This is a genomic window from Salinicola salarius (assembly GCF_003206135.1).
Lineage (GTDB): Bacteria > Pseudomonadota > Gammaproteobacteria > Pseudomonadales > Halomonadaceae > Salinicola > Salinicola salarius.
Genome location: NZ_PZJT01000001.1, coordinates 97,655 through 113,357 on the forward strand (window position 1 = coordinate 97,655; position 15,703 = coordinate 113,357).

At 61.1% G+C, this 15,703-nt stretch carries 13 protein-coding genes; 7 read left to right on the top strand and 6 right to left on the bottom strand.

What is annotated here, in order from left to right; translation table 11 throughout:
- Window positions 1-34: 34 nt before the first annotated feature.
- Window positions 35-1,498, bottom strand: coding sequence for a catalase (locus DOM32_RS00430; protein ID WP_071229849.1), 1,464 nt, complete (start codon window positions 1,496-1,498; stop codon window positions 35-37).
- 626 nt (window positions 1,499-2,124) lie between these two features.
- On the opposite strand from DOM32_RS00430, the gene DOM32_RS00435 reads away from it, so the two are divergent.
- Genes DOM32_RS00435 through cyoD form a run of 4 tightly spaced genes read left to right on the top strand, consistent with a single transcriptional unit; the run spans window position 2,125 to window position 6,216 of the window.
- The gene (locus DOM32_RS00435; protein ID WP_110630238.1) at window positions 2,125-3,111 is read left to right on the top strand and encodes a cytochrome ubiquinol oxidase subunit II family protein; all 987 of its coding nucleotides are present in this window, start codon (window positions 2,125-2,127) and stop codon (window positions 3,109-3,111) included.
- Window positions 3,108-5,213, top strand: coding sequence for a cbb3-type cytochrome c oxidase subunit I (locus tag DOM32_RS00440; RefSeq protein ID WP_244179745.1), 2,106 nt, complete (start codon window positions 3,108-3,110; stop codon window positions 5,211-5,213). The genes DOM32_RS00435 and DOM32_RS00440 overlap by 4 nt, the downstream gene beginning before the upstream one ends.
- Window positions 5,210-5,872, top strand: coding sequence for a cytochrome c oxidase subunit 3 (locus tag DOM32_RS00445; protein ID WP_110630240.1), 663 nt, complete (start codon window positions 5,210-5,212; stop codon window positions 5,870-5,872). Before DOM32_RS00440 ends, DOM32_RS00445 begins: the two co-directional genes overlap by 4 nt.
- Window positions 5,869-6,216 (top strand): cytochrome o ubiquinol oxidase subunit IV, encoded by a 348-nt coding sequence (gene cyoD / locus DOM32_RS00450; protein WP_071229853.1) that lies wholly within the window; start codon window positions 5,869-5,871, stop codon window positions 6,214-6,216. The genes DOM32_RS00445 and cyoD overlap by 4 nt, the downstream gene beginning before the upstream one ends.
- 89 nt (window positions 6,217-6,305) lie before the next feature.
- On the opposite strand, the gene DOM32_RS00455 is transcribed toward cyoD, so the two are convergent.
- Window positions 6,306-6,710 (bottom strand): transcriptional regulator, encoded by a 405-nt coding sequence (locus tag DOM32_RS00455; RefSeq protein ID WP_277354855.1) that lies wholly within the window; start codon window positions 6,708-6,710, stop codon window positions 6,306-6,308.
- A 242-nt stretch (window positions 6,711-6,952) separates the two neighbouring features.
- Between DOM32_RS00455 and DOM32_RS00460 the strand changes: the two genes are divergently transcribed.
- Window positions 6,953-8,704 carry a sensor domain-containing phosphodiesterase gene (locus DOM32_RS00460; RefSeq protein WP_167400632.1) on the top strand — a complete coding sequence of 584 codons (1,752 nt, stop codon included), beginning with the start codon at window positions 6,953-6,955 and terminating at the stop codon, window positions 8,702-8,704.
- A 20-nt stretch (window positions 8,705-8,724) separates the two neighbouring features.
- Here DOM32_RS00460 and DOM32_RS00465 read toward each other — a convergent pair whose 3' ends face one another.
- The 4 genes from DOM32_RS00465 to yghU form a co-directional block, all read right to left on the bottom strand.
- A complete protein-coding gene (locus DOM32_RS00465) occupies window positions 8,725-9,702 on the bottom strand; it encodes a putative RNA methyltransferase (RefSeq protein WP_110630246.1) in 978 nt (325 codons plus the stop codon).
- An 82-nt stretch (window positions 9,703-9,784) separates the two neighbouring features.
- A complete protein-coding gene (gene solA, locus DOM32_RS00470; RefSeq protein ID WP_110630248.1) occupies window positions 9,785-10,969 on the bottom strand; it encodes an N-methyl-L-tryptophan oxidase in 1,185 nt (394 codons plus the stop codon).
- A gap of 99 nt (window positions 10,970-11,068) precedes the next feature.
- Window positions 11,069-12,325, bottom strand: a complete 1,257-nt coding sequence (locus tag DOM32_RS00475) for a dicarboxylate/amino acid:cation symporter (RefSeq protein ID WP_110630250.1) — start codon at window positions 12,323-12,325, stop codon at window positions 11,069-11,071.
- A 143-nt stretch (window positions 12,326-12,468) separates the two neighbouring features.
- Window positions 12,469-13,335 (bottom strand): glutathione-dependent disulfide-bond oxidoreductase, encoded by an 867-nt coding sequence (yghU, locus tag DOM32_RS00480; protein ID WP_110630251.1) that lies wholly within the window; start codon window positions 13,333-13,335, stop codon window positions 12,469-12,471.
- Window positions 13,336-13,589: 254 nt separating this feature from the next.
- On the opposite strand from yghU, the gene DOM32_RS00485 reads away from it, so the two are divergent.
- Together DOM32_RS00485 and DOM32_RS00490 are read left to right on the top strand one after the other, a co-directional pair.
- The gene (locus DOM32_RS00485; protein WP_110630253.1) at window positions 13,590-14,180 is read left to right on the top strand and encodes an NADPH-dependent FMN reductase; all 591 of its coding nucleotides are present in this window, start codon (window positions 13,590-13,592) and stop codon (window positions 14,178-14,180) included.
- Window positions 14,181-14,474: 294 nt separating this feature from the next.
- On the top strand, window positions 14,475-15,701 hold the full coding sequence (locus DOM32_RS00490; RefSeq protein ID WP_110630480.1) for an MFS transporter: 1,227 nt from the start codon (window positions 14,475-14,477) through the stop codon (window positions 15,699-15,701).
- Window positions 15,702-15,703 lie beyond the last annotated feature (2 nt).

The window sequence follows — 15,703 nt, forward strand, 5'->3', positions numbered from 1 at the left end:
TTTACATACCCGGACCCATATCGTCAGGCCATTATCACTTCCCGCGGTTGGCCTTGACGCCTTCCTCGATACGACGGCCGATGGTCTCGTCGATGTTGCGCCAGTACTCGAACACGCGCGAGAGTACCGGCTCTTCGACACCGTTGGAAACGTGGCCGACGACGTTGCTGACCAGGCGGTCTCGGGCCGCGTCGTCCATCACCTTGTTGATCAGGTCGTTGGCCTGGCTGAAATCGTCGTCCGCCGGACGCAGCGTGTAGGCCGTGCGGACGAATTCGCCATCCGCCGACCAGACCGCGTCTTCCGGATAACGGGCGGAATCGGCCTTGGGCCCGCCCTTGCTGTTGGGCGCATAGACCGGATCGCTGGCATTTCGCATGCGCATCGCGCCGCCCTTGCCATAGCTGTTGACCGGCGACTTGGGCGTATTGACCGGGATGTGCTTGTAGTTCACCCCGAGACGTGCGCGGTGCGCATCGGCATAGGAGATGGAGCGTGCCAGCAGCATCTTGTCCGGAGAGAGTCCCGTACCGGGAACCATGTTGTTGGGTTCGAAGGCCGCCTGCTCGATCTGGGCATGGAAATCTTCCGGGTTGCGATCCAGCGTCATCTTGCCGACTTCCATCAGCGGATAGTCGCTGTGCGGCCAGACCTTGGTCAGGTCGAACGGGTTGAGACGATAAGTCTTGGCATCCTCGAACGGCATGATCTGCACGTGTAGCGTCCAGGTCGGATAGTCGCCCCGCTTGATCGCGTTGAACAGGTCGCGGCGGTGGTAGTCGGCATCGCTACCGGCCATCTGGTCCGCCTGCTCCTGGGTCATGCACTTGATGCCCTGGTCGGTCTTGAAATGATACTTGACCCAGAAGCGCTCGCCCTCGGCGTTGACCCACATGTAGGTATGGCTGGAGTAGCCATTCATGTGACGCCAGGTGGCAGGCACACCACGATCGCCCATCAGCCAGGTCACCTGGTGGGCCGTTTCCGGCGCCAGAGTCCAGAAGTCCCACTGCATGTCGTGATCGCGCAGGCCATTGTCGGCACGACGCTTCTGGGAATGGATGAAGTGCTGGAACTTCATCGGATCGCGAACGAAGAAGACGGGGGTATTGTTACCCACCATGTCGAAGTTGCCTTCCTCGGTATAGAACTTGAGCGCGAAGCCGCGCGGGTCGCGCCAGGTATCCGGGCTGCCGGATTCACCGGCAACGGTCGAGAAGCGCGCGACCATCTCGGTCTTCTTGCCCGGCTGCAGGAATTTCGCCTTGGTATACCGGCTGACGTCATGCGTCACTTCGAAATGGCCGAAAGCACCGCCGCCCTTGGCGTGAGGCTGACGATCCGGAATCATTTCGCGGTTGAATGCCGCCATCTGCTCCATCAGATAATGATCGTGAAGCACGATCGGGCCATCAGGGCCGACGGAAAGCGCATTCTCTTCGCTCGCTACCGGAATACCGGCCTCTGTCGTCGTCGGTTTGCGATTGTCGCTAGTCACAGGCTATCTCCGTTATCTTCATCACGCGGCATTCATTGCCACGCTAATCGTGTATCTGGCGATTCGCACTGCCGATTCTATCGGTCGCTTGGCCCTTGGTTTGGCGCATCGCCTCTACCTTCGACTCCCCTGCGCGGAACCTCTATCGTCGAAGCATCACAACACAGGTTAATGTCAGGTATAAATAGTGATTGCTGTTCTGTCCACCAGGCCAATCGGCCCGATCGCCCCATCGTCGCGTCAAGACCTCGCGTGAATTTATCCGGAAGCCTCGCCTTCCCGTCGCAAAGGCCCGGCTCTGTTGACGCTGACGATAGTCAATAGCTAATCGGCTCTATCCACCGATAGGCAGAGAAAATCAAAACGATGGAGAAATTCCATCATCAAGAAGCATACGACGTTCTTGATACCGCTCCTGAAGCCATTAAATCGCTTTCTCCACCCTATAAATCGATCTAATCCACCGCATGGCTAAATTACATCAATGCCGGGACCGTAAATCGTTTCTATAGTTAAGGTTCGTCACACCATTCACCAAGCATTACGGCGCATTCACGGAGCATGGCGTGAAAGGAATCATCGACTCGTTCGTCCCTCTCGGTCGAGGTGGGACAATACTCTTCGTCATGGCATTGCTCTCGGGTTGTAGCCATTCTCTGCCGGGATTCATGAACCCTCAGGGGCCGATCGCCGAGGCACAGAAGCACCATTTCTGGTTCGTGGTGTTCGTCACATTGATCGTGGTATTACCGGTGATCATCCAGACCCCGATCATCCTCTGGCGCTACCGTTACCGCGGCAATGCGGTCTATCGACCGCATTGGGCCATGTCGCGCTGGCTGGATATCGCCATGTGGGGCGTGCCGTTCGTGGTCGTCATCGTGCTGGCCGTCGTGCTCTGGCGAGAAACCCATCAGCTCGATCCCTACCGCCCGCTCGATTCCGACAAGCAGCCATTGCAGGTTCAAGTGGTGGGTTTCGACTGGAAGTGGCTTTTCATCTATCCCGAACAAGGCATTGCCAGCATGGGTCAACTGGTATTGCCAGTAGATCGCCCTATCGCGTTTCAACTGACGTCGGCCACCGTGCTGCAGTCATTTTTCATCCCGGCGCTCGGCAGCCAGATCGACGTCATGAACCGCATGGTCACGAAGCTTCATCTTCAAGCCGACAATACGGGGCGCTTCCAGGGCAAGAACATGCAGTACAACGGCAGTGGATTTCATCGTCAGCGCTTCATGACCCAAGTCGTCGACGATGCGCAATTCGATGATTTCGTCGCTCATGCTCGACGCGACGGCTATCGGCTCGACCGGCAACGCTTCAACCAATTGAACGAAAAAAGCGATGCCACCGATTTCGCCGGCATGCTGGGAATCGAGAACTATCAGCATGGCGATCTCATGGCATTTTCGCCCATTCCGTCGCGACTCTTCGACGCCATCGCCCACCACGCACCGATCGACTGGACGTCACTGACGACATCGCCACCCCAAAATCGCAAAATCATGGACGAACGGATGCCACCCTCGAACGCTACCCCCGCGCCCCCTGATGCCGAGGAAAACACTCACGATGAAGCTGACGACAACGGCGGGGAGAAGGCAACGTGAGCGATATCTGGAACTTTGTCTTCGGTCGCCTGGGCTGGGATGCCCTGCCCTTCTGGGAGGCCGTTCGCGACCCGACGACCTTCAATATCATCAACGGCATCATTGCCGGCGGAGCCGCTGGAATGGTCGTGCTGGGCGTGCTCGGCGCCGTGATCCTGGTGACCTGGCTGGGCAAGTGGAAATATCTGTGGTCGGAATGGCTGACCAGTCCGGACCACAAGAAAATCGGGATCATGTTCATCGTCATCGCCATGGTCATGCTCTCCCGCGCGATAATCGAAGCGGCATTCATGCGCGCGCAGCAGGCAGTCGGGCTGGACGGGGGCTTTCTGTCGCCCGAACACTTCGGCGAGTTCTTCACGACTCACGGCACGATCATGATCTTCTTCATGGCGATGCCGTTCCTGACCGGCATCATCAATTACGTCATGCCGCTGCAGATCGGCGCCCGCGATCTGTCGTTTCCGGTCATGAATCAGATCAGCCTTGGCCTTACCGCAGCGGGCGCGGCGATCGTGATGATTTCACTGGTGCTGGCGCCATTCTCCACCGGCGGCTGGAGTGGCTATCCCCCTTATACGGAACTGTCCTACAGCCCTGATGCCGGGGTCGACTACTGGATTTGGGCGGTGACGCTATCCACGCTCTCCTCGACGCTGACCGGCATCAATTTCGCGGTGACGATCTATAAAAAGCGCGCGCCCGGCATGAAGCTATTTCGTATGCCGCTGTTTACCTGGACCGCGCTGAGCACCGCCATCCTGATGATCTTCGGCATGCCGCCGCTGACGGTCGCCACCGCCCTGCTGGCACTGGATCGCTATCTCGATTTTCACATGTTCACCAGTGATCTGGGTGGCAACATGATGAACTACATCAATCTTTTCTGGGCCTTCGGTCATCCCGAAGTCTATATTCTGATTCTGACGCCATTCGGTATCTATTCCGAGGTATTTTCGACTTTTTCAGGAAAACGACTCTACGGCTATACCCTGCTCGTGATCGCAACCATATGTATCGCCTTCCTCTCGTTTACCGTCTGGCTCCACCATTTCTTCACCATGGGGCAGAGCGCCGCCATCAATGCCGTCTTCGGCATCGCGACGATGCTGATCGGCATCCCGACCGGTGTAAAAGTGTACGACTGGATGCTGACCATGTATCGCGGGCGAGTCAGGCTATCGGCTCCCATGATCTACGCCGTCGGATTCATCATGCTGTTCGTGATCGGCGGTTTGACCGGGATCATCCTCGCCACCCCGAGCGTCGATTATCAAGTGCACAACTCGCTGTTCCTGATCGCTCACTTTCACAACATGCTGATTCCCGGAACGCTCTTCGGCATGCTGGCGGCTACCAATTTCTGGTTCCCCAAGGCCTTCGGCTTCCGCCTGGAAAAACGCTGGGGACGACGTGCCGCCTACTGTTGGGTCATCGGTTTCATGCTGGCGTTCTTCCCGCTTTATGCGCTCGGCGTACTGGGCATGCCGCGCCGCTCGCTGACCTTCTTCGAGCCCGCGTACCTGCCCTGGACCATTGCCGCCGGTTGCGGCGCGATCGTCATTCTCTTTGCCATGCTGTTCCTGCTGATCCAGCTCTGGGTGAGCGTCCGAGACCGCCATCATAACAACGTCTTTGTCGGCGATCCGTGGGATGGACGGAGCCTCGAATGGGCGACCAGTTCACCACCGCCGGAATACAACTTCCCGGTCATCCCCGAAGTGTTCAGCCGCGACGCCTTCATGGCCGAAAAAGAGCAAGGCAAGGCGTATCAGATACCGGACGAGTTCCCCGATATCGAAATGCCCGCCAACAGCGCCATGGGCGTGATCATCGCGGTGACCGGTACGGCGATGGCGTTTGGTCTGACCTGGTACATGTGGTGGCTGGTGATTCTCGCGGCGATGGTCACGCTGGTCGCCATCATTGCACGCGGCTACGTGCGCAAGACCACGCGCACCATACCCTGCGACGAAGTTCGCCGCACGCACCTGGCCTGGATCGAATGCGTGCGCCGAACGACGCCGGTCGACCGTTCGAAAGAGCAGACGAGGGAAAACCGGGGGCTCCCCGTGCCGCCCGTGGAAGGAGCCGTTCAATGACGACGATCACGAAGCCAAACGACGGCCACGCCAATCGGACGCCGCACCGCGTGCATCATCCCGGCCTCAATCTCGGGCCAGCCCATCAAGAGAGCGAGGATACTCGCGAAGAGATGGTGTTCGGATTCTGGGTGTTCATGATGAGCGACCTGATTATCTTCGGCCTGCTCTTCGCGACCTACGTCACCATGCTAGGCGGTACTGCCGGAGGCCCCGGCCCCAGTGACTTGTTCGAACTCAAGAGCGCCTTCATCGAAACGATGTTGCTGCTGACCAGCAGCTTCACGTTCGGCATGGCATCGCTGGCGCTGAAATATCGCAGCGACCGGAAAGTCCTCGTCATCTGGCTACTGGTGACGCTGCTGCTGGGCCTCGGGTTTCTCGCCCATGAACTCCACGACTTCCACAAGATGTTTACCGAAGGCGGCGTGCCCAGCCGAAGCGGCTTCCTCTCGGCGTTCTTTTCGCTGGTGCCCTTGCATGGCCTTCACGTCATCGGGGCCTGTATCTGGTTGATTGCCCTGCTCGGCCAGATTGCCGTGCATGGGCTCGACCCACCCACCAAGACCGGCCTGATGCGGCTGGCCATTCTCTGGCACTTTCTGGACGTGGTCTGGATCGGCATCTTTTCGCTGGTGTATCTGGGAGGCATCGTATGAGCCATCGCCAACTTTCCGAGCAGGAAGCGCGTGAGAAATCCAGCGAGTTGCGCAGCTATCTCTGGGGGTTCGGGCTGGCACTGATCCTGACGCTGATTCCGTTCGGCCTGGCGGCCTATACGCAGATGGCAGCAGGAACGCTCTATCTCGTCATTGCCGGCTGCGCCGTGATCCAGATCGTGGTGCACTTCCGCTTCTTCCTGCACATTACGCTGGCCAGGAACAAGCGTGAGGATCTGCAGTTGATCCTGTTTACCGTCCTGATCCTGGCCATCATGGTTGGCGGTACGCTGTGGATTCTATTCAATCTCTACTATCGGATGATGCCCGATATGTTGCCCTGACCCGATGGATCGATCGTGGCCAGGCCGTCCGCGGCGACGATCGATCCCGGCCCGGCTTCCCGTAGCGCGGCGCCAGCCACTGATGGGTATCAGCTCGACTCCTGTGAACCGCCTGGCTGCAGATCGTTTGCCCTGGCGAACGCCAGAATCACTTGCCGCAAGACCTGACGCTGCTCCTCTGGCAGATTGCGGTAGATCCGCAGCACCTCGTCTTCCTCCCCGTTGACGGGTACGACCCAGGTCGCCTGCATGGGGGCGTGAGCCTGCGAAGCCTGTTCACCGTAACGCAAGACCTGCGGCTCGATGCTCAACCATTTCGCCAGTACCTGCAGCTTGTCCTGCGAGGGTATCGAGTCGCCTCGCAACCACCGACGGACCGCCTGGAAAGTGATCGGCGATCCCCAGTAGCGCAAGTTGAACTCACGCTCCAGCACTGAAGGCCGCGGTTCATACCCAGCGGCGGTAAGCGCCGCCTTGAGGCGCAACGCGAACATCCTTTTTTCATCCATGGATTGAATTTGAACTATTTGTTCAATTTCCGTTGAACCATAGTTCAAATTTGTATTGAATTATTAATTCAACCCCCTATCGAATTTTGGAGTCGATAGTAGCCGTTGGGTCGCAGTCTCACTAGAAAATGCTCGTTGAATGCCACAGGGATGGGGCGAGGTAAAAGGCTTTGATGAGGTGCCACGCCGTGAACCTGGATTGCTACGAAACATGGCGCCAAGACGTCATGGACCAAACAAGACAAATCGACGCACTGACCGAAGAACGGCTCGACCGGGTACGCTGGATCGCCAGGCAGCATTACAAGGTAACGGATGCCTGTTTCACCCTGGTGGGTAGCGATCAGCAATGGTGCAGGAACAGCGACGGGTCGGTATCGACCGATATCCCGAATGCCCTGTCGCCCAACCATCACACCCTGCGCCACAACGAACTTTTCGTCATCGAGGATGCCTCGCTTCATCCCGAGTTCGCCAGCCATCCCCAGGTCGTCGGATCGCCCCATTGGCGCTTCTATGCCGGCGTGCCCGTGCGCGACATCGAGGGATCCTGCATAGGTACGCTCTGTCTCCTGCATACGTCGCCGATTCCGGCTCGGACGCTGGATTTCGAGATGCTTCATGTCCTTGCCCACCAGATCGAGGACGAGATCGGCCGTTACCTGCTGACCCAACGTCCGCCAGGGCTGACGCCCGATCAGATCGACACCCTGACCGGCCTGCCCGATCGGGGTCTGCTCCAGAAGCTGATGAAAGAAGAGCTGGCACTTGCCAGGCAATCCCAGGGCAACCTTTCGGTCTGTCTGATCAATCTGGACGGGTTCAAGAGCATCAACGAATCGCACGGCAACGCCGCCGGTAACGCCGTGCTGCAGGTCATCGCCGAACGCCTGCGCGATGCCGTGCGTCGCAAGGACGTGGTGACGTATCTGGGAGGGGACGAATTCGCCATCATTCTGCGCGACGTGCTGAAGCCAGCGATCAGTCAACGCATTCTCGATCAGATCCGTATGCCCGTCCAGACAGAGGAGCACGTTCATAGCCTTACCGCCAGCATGGGCATTACCTGCTACCCCGATGACGAAGCGGATGCGGACGCGTTGCTACACCATGCCTACCAGGCCATGTACTCGGCCAAGGAGTCGGGCAAGAACGGGTACTGCTATTTCGATCTCAAACTTCATCACTTTCGTCGCGAGCGCCTGGCCACCGCCCGCAAGGTCCGTCTGGCGCTGTCGCAGCAACAGCTGGAACTCTTCTATCAACCGAAGATCGACTACCATTTCGACACGGTGACGGCATTCGAAGGGTTGCTGCGCTGGCGCCTGCCCTCGGGCAAGATTCTGCCGCCGGGCTGCTTTCTCCCGCAGATAGAGCACACCTGGCTCGACATCGAGATAGGCAAATACGTCATCGACAAGGCAGTGACGGCTATCGAAGAGATCATGCGGCGTGGCCTGCCCTATTCGGTCAGTGTCAACGTCAACCCATCCAGTTTTCTGGATAGCGGCTTTGTCGACCATTTGCACCGCACCCTCTCGCACCACGATAGGAATTTCGTGGAGCGGCTCACGCTGGAAATCCTGGAAAGCACCTCGCCGCAGGAAGACATGGAAGCCATTGCCGCCAATATCCAGACTTGCCTCCGGCTCGGCCTGCAGCTATCGCTGGATGATTTCGGCACCGGTCAATCGTCGCTGAGTTACCTACGCACCTTCCCCACCCAGAAGGTCAAGATCGACCGCTCCTTCGTGATGGGAATGCTCGACAACCCCGAGGACGAAGCCATTGTCGCGGCGATCATCGGTCTGTCGAAGAGCTTCAATCGGCAGTCCATTGCGGAGGGGGTAGAGAATGGCTCGATCGAGGCGCATCTCAAGGATCTCGGCTGCGACATAGGGCAGGGCTTCTACTACAGCCCCGCCCTACCTTTCGACGAGGCTCTTCAATGGGCGGAGAATTACCAACGGCGACACTGAACCACTCCTGAATGGCCGGATCAGGTGTGCGCAGAATCGACTCCCGACGGTGTGGTCTCCCGGCTACCAGCCCCTCGCGCGAACCGCGTCAAGCGCACATCGACGGTCACGGTAAGCGCTTCCAGCGCCTCCGCCCTGGCCCGGCCTTCGGCACTGACGCGGTAGAGGTGCGGCGTCATCGCCAACAAATCGGCAATGGCCTGCGGCTCCTCCAGCGCCAACGAATAACGGATCGTCTCCACGTCTTGCTGCACCAGCCCCTCGGGCACCGTTGCCGATCGCTCGCGCTCCGGTTTCAGGCTGGGGTAGATGATCTCGCGCAACTCGCGAAGATGGTCCGGCCCGGCATCGGCCTGGATCAGCACCCCACCCGGCTCGAGCACGCGAACGAATTCCGGATAGACCGGGAAGCCGAACAGACACAGCACGCAGTCCAGCGAACCATCCTGTATCGGCAGATTGGCGTTGCTGCCCACCACCCAACTGGCACGCTCTTCTCGCCCATGTGTCGAAACTTGTCGACCGGCTGCGTTTTCCAGCGTCTCGGCGTCTTTGTCCTGCCTGGCAGCAGACAATATCGCTCGCTCTTGCTTGGCAGCAGACAGCACCGCCCACTTGGAGATATCCAGGCCCAACAGCGACAAGACGGCATCGGGGGCGCTCGCCGCCAGCCGACGCAGGTAATACCCCTCGCCGCAGCCGGCATCCAGGCAGCGAAACGCGTCGCCGGCGGGTCGTTCCGCCAGGGCAAGACGCGATACCGCCTCGGCGAGGGGCTGGTAATGGCCCGCATTCAGAAAGCGCTGGCGTGCCGCCACCATCGCCTTGCTGTCCCCCGGATCGCGGGAACGCTTGTGCTGGACGGGCAGCAGGTGTGTATAGCCCTGCCGCGCGATATCGAAACTGTGACCGGCCGCGCAGCGCCACGTCTGGCCCTGGCGATGCAGCGGGTCCCCGTCCAGCGGACAGGCCAGCGCGGAAAAAGGAATGAAGGACATGGTGCCACCACTTGCTCGTGAAGCCCGCCAGTGTACGCGAAATCCATCATCGCTCGAGGCCTCGGCGCTTCAGAACGAACGACTACGACAGCGGGCCCTGGCTGTCGCGCCCCGATAGCCTGCTCATCCCGAACCCTGCCAGCTCCGGCGCAGCGCGACCGCTCGTCAGCCATCGGCCCAGCGACTCCCCCATGGCGCTGGCGAACTTGAAGCCGTGGCCGGAGAAGCCGCCGGCGACGATCAGGCCGGGGAGCAGCTCATCGATCAGAAAATGCTCGTCCGGGGTGCGGATATATTGGCAGACAGCGCCATGACGCAACGTACCGACGCCCGGCAGATAGCGGTCGATCACCTGCTGGAGCTCGGCGATATCCTCCGGATATTCGCCAAACGGCGCCATCGGCTCGCCCGGCGCCAGAACCTGGCCGCTGTCGTGGCGGCCGATCTTGAACCCGGCACCCTCGATGTCCGGGAAGCCATAGTAGATGCCGAGCTCGTCGTCGGTCAGGCTGAAGCCGGGGAAGCGCTCCGGCGCATAGCGTTCGTCGGCCTCGAACCAGGCGAACGTCTTGCGCACCCGCGTCAGTGGCAGTTCGATCCCGAGCTCGGCCAAAAGCGGCGCTACGTGCTGCCCCGCGGAGACCAGCAATCTGTCGGCGCTGAATCGCCGCCCGTCAGCACAGGTCGCCGCATAACCGCCCTGCTCCAGAGGTTCCAGGCGCACGACACGAGCGCCCGACGTCAGCGTCACGTTGGCACTTCGTTCGACTCGCTGCCGCCAGCACTCGATGATCCGCTCGACCCGCAGCACACCGGCGCGCGACTCGAAACCGCCACGCATCGAGGTATCGAGTTGCCATCCCGGCCAGCGCTCGGATGCCGCCGAGCCATCCATGCCCTCCAGCGGCAGACCGTACTGCCGCGCACTGGCTTCGACCTGCTGGATGAACGGCGCCGAAGCCGGGCCGAGATTGAGCACGCCGGTGGGCAGAAACAACGATTCGCCCGTTTCCCGTTCGAGCTCGCGCCAGCGCTCCAGCGCACGCAGAGCCAGCGAGACATAGCCGCCGCCCTCGCCGTAGGCCAGGCGAATCAACCGGGTTTCACCGTGATGCGCCCCCTGATCGTGGGGCGGGCGATGAGCATCGAGCACCCTCGCCACGTGCTGGCCACCGGTGCCGGAATGGGCGGCCAGGTAATCCGCCGCCGCCAGCCCCATGCTGCCGCCACCGATGATCAGATAGTTCGTGTGTGTCTCGGAATACATTCCATAATCTCTGCAATCGGCCCTTGAAATCGGTCTCTACAATCGGACCTGTAACCGGTTCCTGAAATCGAGCCCTGCGACCCGTCTCTGCAACCGATATCAGGCCGACGAGCCTTCGCCCGGTTGCGACGCTGTCCGCTCGGCTTCGCCCTCGCTCCGGGCAATCACGGCGGTTCCCGTCAGGTCGCCGGTGACGTTGAGCGCGGTACAGCCCATGCCGACCAGCGCGTCGATCGAGGTCAGCAGCGCCACGGTTTCGATCGGCAGCCCGACCTGAGCGAAGACCGTCGCGATCATCACGATACCGGCACCGGGCACGCCCGCCGTGCCGATGGAGGTCAATGTGCCGATCAGCACGATTTCGACCATGGTCATGAAATCCAGCGGCATGCCGACCACGTTGGCCGCGAATACCGCCGAGATCGCGATCCGGATTGCCGCGCCGTCCATGTTGATCGTCGCGCCGAGCGGCAGGCTGAAGCCGTAAAGACTCCGAGAAATACCCAACCGCTGTGCCGCGTTCAGCGTCAGCGGCAACGTGCCGGTACTGCTCTGGGTCGCGAAGGCCGTTGCCATCGGCGTGCGCGCCTCACGGAAGAACGCCTTCAAGCGCACCCCGAACGCCTTCATCAATACGCAATAGAGAACCAGATGCATGGCCAGCGCGAGATAGAGCACGATCACCATGGTGCCCAACGACAGAATGGTATCCATGCCCTGTCTGGCCACGGTTCCCGCGACGATGGCGAACACCCCGATGGGCACGTACTGCAGCACGCCCGCCATCACCTTCATGGTCACCGCGTTCAAGCCTTCGATGACGCCGTAGAGCTTCTCGCCCAGCTCGCCCTGGCCCTCGCTGTGGCGCATCTTCAGCAGCGCGATGCCGAACACGAAAGCGGTAAAGATGATCCCCAGCAGGTTGGGTTCGGCGAGCGCGCCGACGATATTGTCCGGTACGATGCTCAACAGCACGCTGACGAGGCCCGGGTTTTCCGGCACGTCGACACTGGCGCCGTCGTCCAGCGTCATGCCGCTGCCCGGCGAGAACAGCGACGCCACCGCCAGCCCGACCACGATCGCCATGGCCGAGGTCGCCACGTAATAACCAAACACCTTGCCACCGATGCGTCCCATGCGGCCGAGATCGGCCTGATTGATGCCCACGATCAAGGTGAACAGCACGATCGGCACGATCAGAAACTGCAGCAATCGCAGCAGCAGATCGCCGAACGGCGCCAGCCAGCCCGCGACCGTCTCACCACCGATCAATCCGACCACCACGCCGAGAACCAGCGCGATGGTCACGCGCAGGATTAGCGAAGCGTCGAGGTAGCCTCGAAATAGCGTTTTCATGGATATGCCCTATCGCAAACAGTAGGCGTCATGGCTCTGCCGGATCTTCTCTTCATGACCAAAGATAAAGCTCATGACCAAAGCTAAAGCCTAACGCAAAAAGCCCGGCACGTAGCCGGGCTCCGGGCGGCAAATGCGCGATATCAGCCGCCGATCTTGTCCTGCGTTCGTGTTTCGAAGTCGCTGGCGTCGTGGCGTTCGTGAAGCTGGGTTTCCGGCTCGCCGAAGGTGCGGTTGACCATGCGGCCACGCTGCACGGCCGGGCGGGCGTCGATCTCCCTGGCCCAGCGCTGGACGTTCTCGTAGCTTTCCACGTCCAGGAACTCCGCGGCATCGTACAGCCGTCCCAGCACCAGTTGCCCATACCAGGACCAGGTGGCGATGTCGGCGATGGTGTACTCGTCGCCCGCCAGGTAGCGTGATTCGGCCAGCCGCCGGTCGAGCACGTCGAGCTGCCGCTTGGCTTCCATGGTGAAGCGATCGATGGCGTATTCGATCTTCTCCGGCGCATACGCATAGAAGTGGCCGAAGCCGCCCCCCAGATACGGTGCGCTGCCCATCTGCCAGAACAGCCAGTTCATGGTCTCGACCCGCTTGGCCGGATCGGTCGGCAGGAAGGCCCCGAACTTCTCGGCCAGATGCAGCAGGATCGAGCCGGACTCGAACACGCGAACCGGCTTGTCGCCGCTGTAATCCATCAGCGCCGGAATCTTGGAATTCGGGTTGACCTCGACGAAGCCGCTGCCGAACTGATCGCCGTCGCCGATATTGATCAGCCAGGCGTCGTACTCGGCGTCCTTGCCCAGCGCCAGCAGCTCCTCGAACATGACCCCGGCCTTGACCCCGTTGGGCGTGGCCAGCGAGTAGAGCTGGAACGGATGCTTGCCGACCGGCAGCGCCTTGTCGTGGGTCGGCCCGGCGACAGGACGGTTGATGCTGGCGAACTTTCCGCCGCTCTCCTTATTGGGCGTCCAGACTTTCGGCGGAACGTACTCGTTTTGCTGGCTCATGAAGTTTTCCTCTCGATGAAGACTCGGCACCGTATGACGAAAAAACGCATGGCGAGTCGTAAGGGTTACCAGGGAAGGTAGCGTGTTAAGGATTATCTTGCGACCCCTCGAGCAAAAACCAACCTCTCGGCCGCTGTCATCCGATTCCGCCGAAGGCGATGTCCGGATGCAGCCACCATCGCTCGCCGACTTTTCATTCAGAGCCTAATCTGACGGAATCCGTCAATGCCGTTGTCTGCTTCAAGGAGCTTCCCATGACCGATCGCATCCTGGTGTTCTACGGTTCCTACCGATCCGACCGCGCCGGTATCCGGCTCGCCGACTATGCGGTGCGTACGCTCGCTGCCCGCGGCATCGACGCCGAACTGATCGATGCCAGGGCAATCGATCTTCCCATGCTGGATCGCATGTACAAGGAGTATCCCGAGGGCGAGGCGCCGGAGGCGATGGAAGCCCTGGCCGGCAAGATCCGCGAGGCGGACGGCTTCGTCTTCGTCACCGGCGAATACAACTGGGGCATGCAACCGGGGCTCAAGAACCTGACCGACCACTTCCTGGAAGAGTGGTTCTGGCGGCCGGCCGGGATCGTCAGCTACTCCGCCGGCCGCCTCGGTGGCGCCCACGCCAACATGGCCTGGCGCGGCACGCTGGCCGAAATGGGCATGGTGGTGATCTCCAGCACGGTCGCCGTCGGGCAGATCGGCAAGACGCTGGATGAAAGTGGCACGCCTCTCGGCGATGCCGGTGCCTCCTTCGAGCGTGCTTTCGGCCGGTTTGCCGACGACCTGGCCTGGTGGACCGAGTCGGGCAAACGCCAGCGTGAGCATCGCGCACCGCCCTTCTAGAGCCGTCCTTCTCGCCCTCCTCGCAGGTCGACGCGCTACACTAGAGAACAGCTCTCGCCCGTGACGGCGGGCGACACCGGCCAGGGACCCCGGCCGGCTTCGGCTTCATGGACAAGGAACCTTCGAACTTCGCATGACGACGATTTTTCCCACAACGCCTGTCTTCGCAACGACAATCTCGACAATGACTGTCTTTACAACGACGGTCTCGACAACGACTGTCTTCACGACGACGGTCTCGATAACGACCTTGCCCACGATAGTCGTGCCCCGCCGCGGGCCATGCCGCGCGTCATGAGCGATACCCGCCTCTTCCGCTCGCTGCGACTCTACAACTATCGGGTCTGGGCCATCGGCGCGCTGGTCTCCAATATCGGCACCTGGATGCAGCGCGTCGCCCAGGACTGGCTGGTGTTGACCATTCTCACCGACCACAATGCCAGCGCCGTGGGCATCACCATGGCGCTGCAGTTCGGCCCGCAGCTGGTGCTGTTGCCGTTCACCGGCTACGCGGCGGATCGCTTCGACCGCCGCCGGCTGATCATGCTGACCCAGGCGCTGCTGGGCCTGCTGGCGCTGGGGCTCGGCCTGGTCACGGTGACCGGCGTGGTGACGCTGTGGCAGGTCTATGCGTTCGCGCTCGGACTCGGCTGCGTGACTGCCTTCGACGGCCCCGCCCGCCAGGTGTTCGTCAACGATCTGGTCGGCGAGCGCTATCTCGCCAATGCCGTCGCCCTCAACTCGACCTCGTTCAACAGCGCGCGGATGATCGGCCCGGCGGTAGCCGGCGTGCTGATCGCCGCCATCGGCACCGGCTGGGTATTTCTCGTCAACGCGGTCTCCTTCGCGGCAGTGCTCGGTTCGCTGTTCCTGCTGAGGACCGATCAGCTCTATACGTCGCTCAGGTCGGGCCGGCGCGCCGGCGGCCTTCTGGAAGGCTTTCGCTACGTGTGGAGACGCCCCGATCTGAAAGCGATGATGGTCATGCTGTTTCTGATCGGCACCTTCGGTTTCAACTTCCCGATCTACATTTCCACCATGTCGGTCACCGTCTTTCACGGCGGCGCCGACCAGTATGGCCTTCTGACCTCGGCACTGGCGGTCGGCTCGGTGGGCGGCGCGCTCATGGCCGCCCGTCGCGAACGACCCAACCTGCCGCTGCTGGCGGTATCGACGCTCGCCTTCGGCGTCTTCTGCACGCTGGCCGGCGTCGCGCCCAACGTCATCGTGTTCGCCGCGATGCTGACGATGACCGGGTTCTCGGCGCTGACCTTCAACACGGCGTCCAACGCGCTGATGCAGTTGACCACCGATCCCGCCATGCGCGGCCGCGTGATGGCGCTGCGCATGGCGGTGATCATGGGAGGCACACCGCTCGGCGCCCCGATCGTCGGCTGGCTGGCCGACCATGCCGGGCCGCGCTGGGCGATGATGGTGGCCGCCGCCTCCGGCCTGATCGCGGCGGCCGTGGCCACAAGGCTGATCCTGCACGAAAGGCGGCGTCAGGCATCCACCGGCTAGCG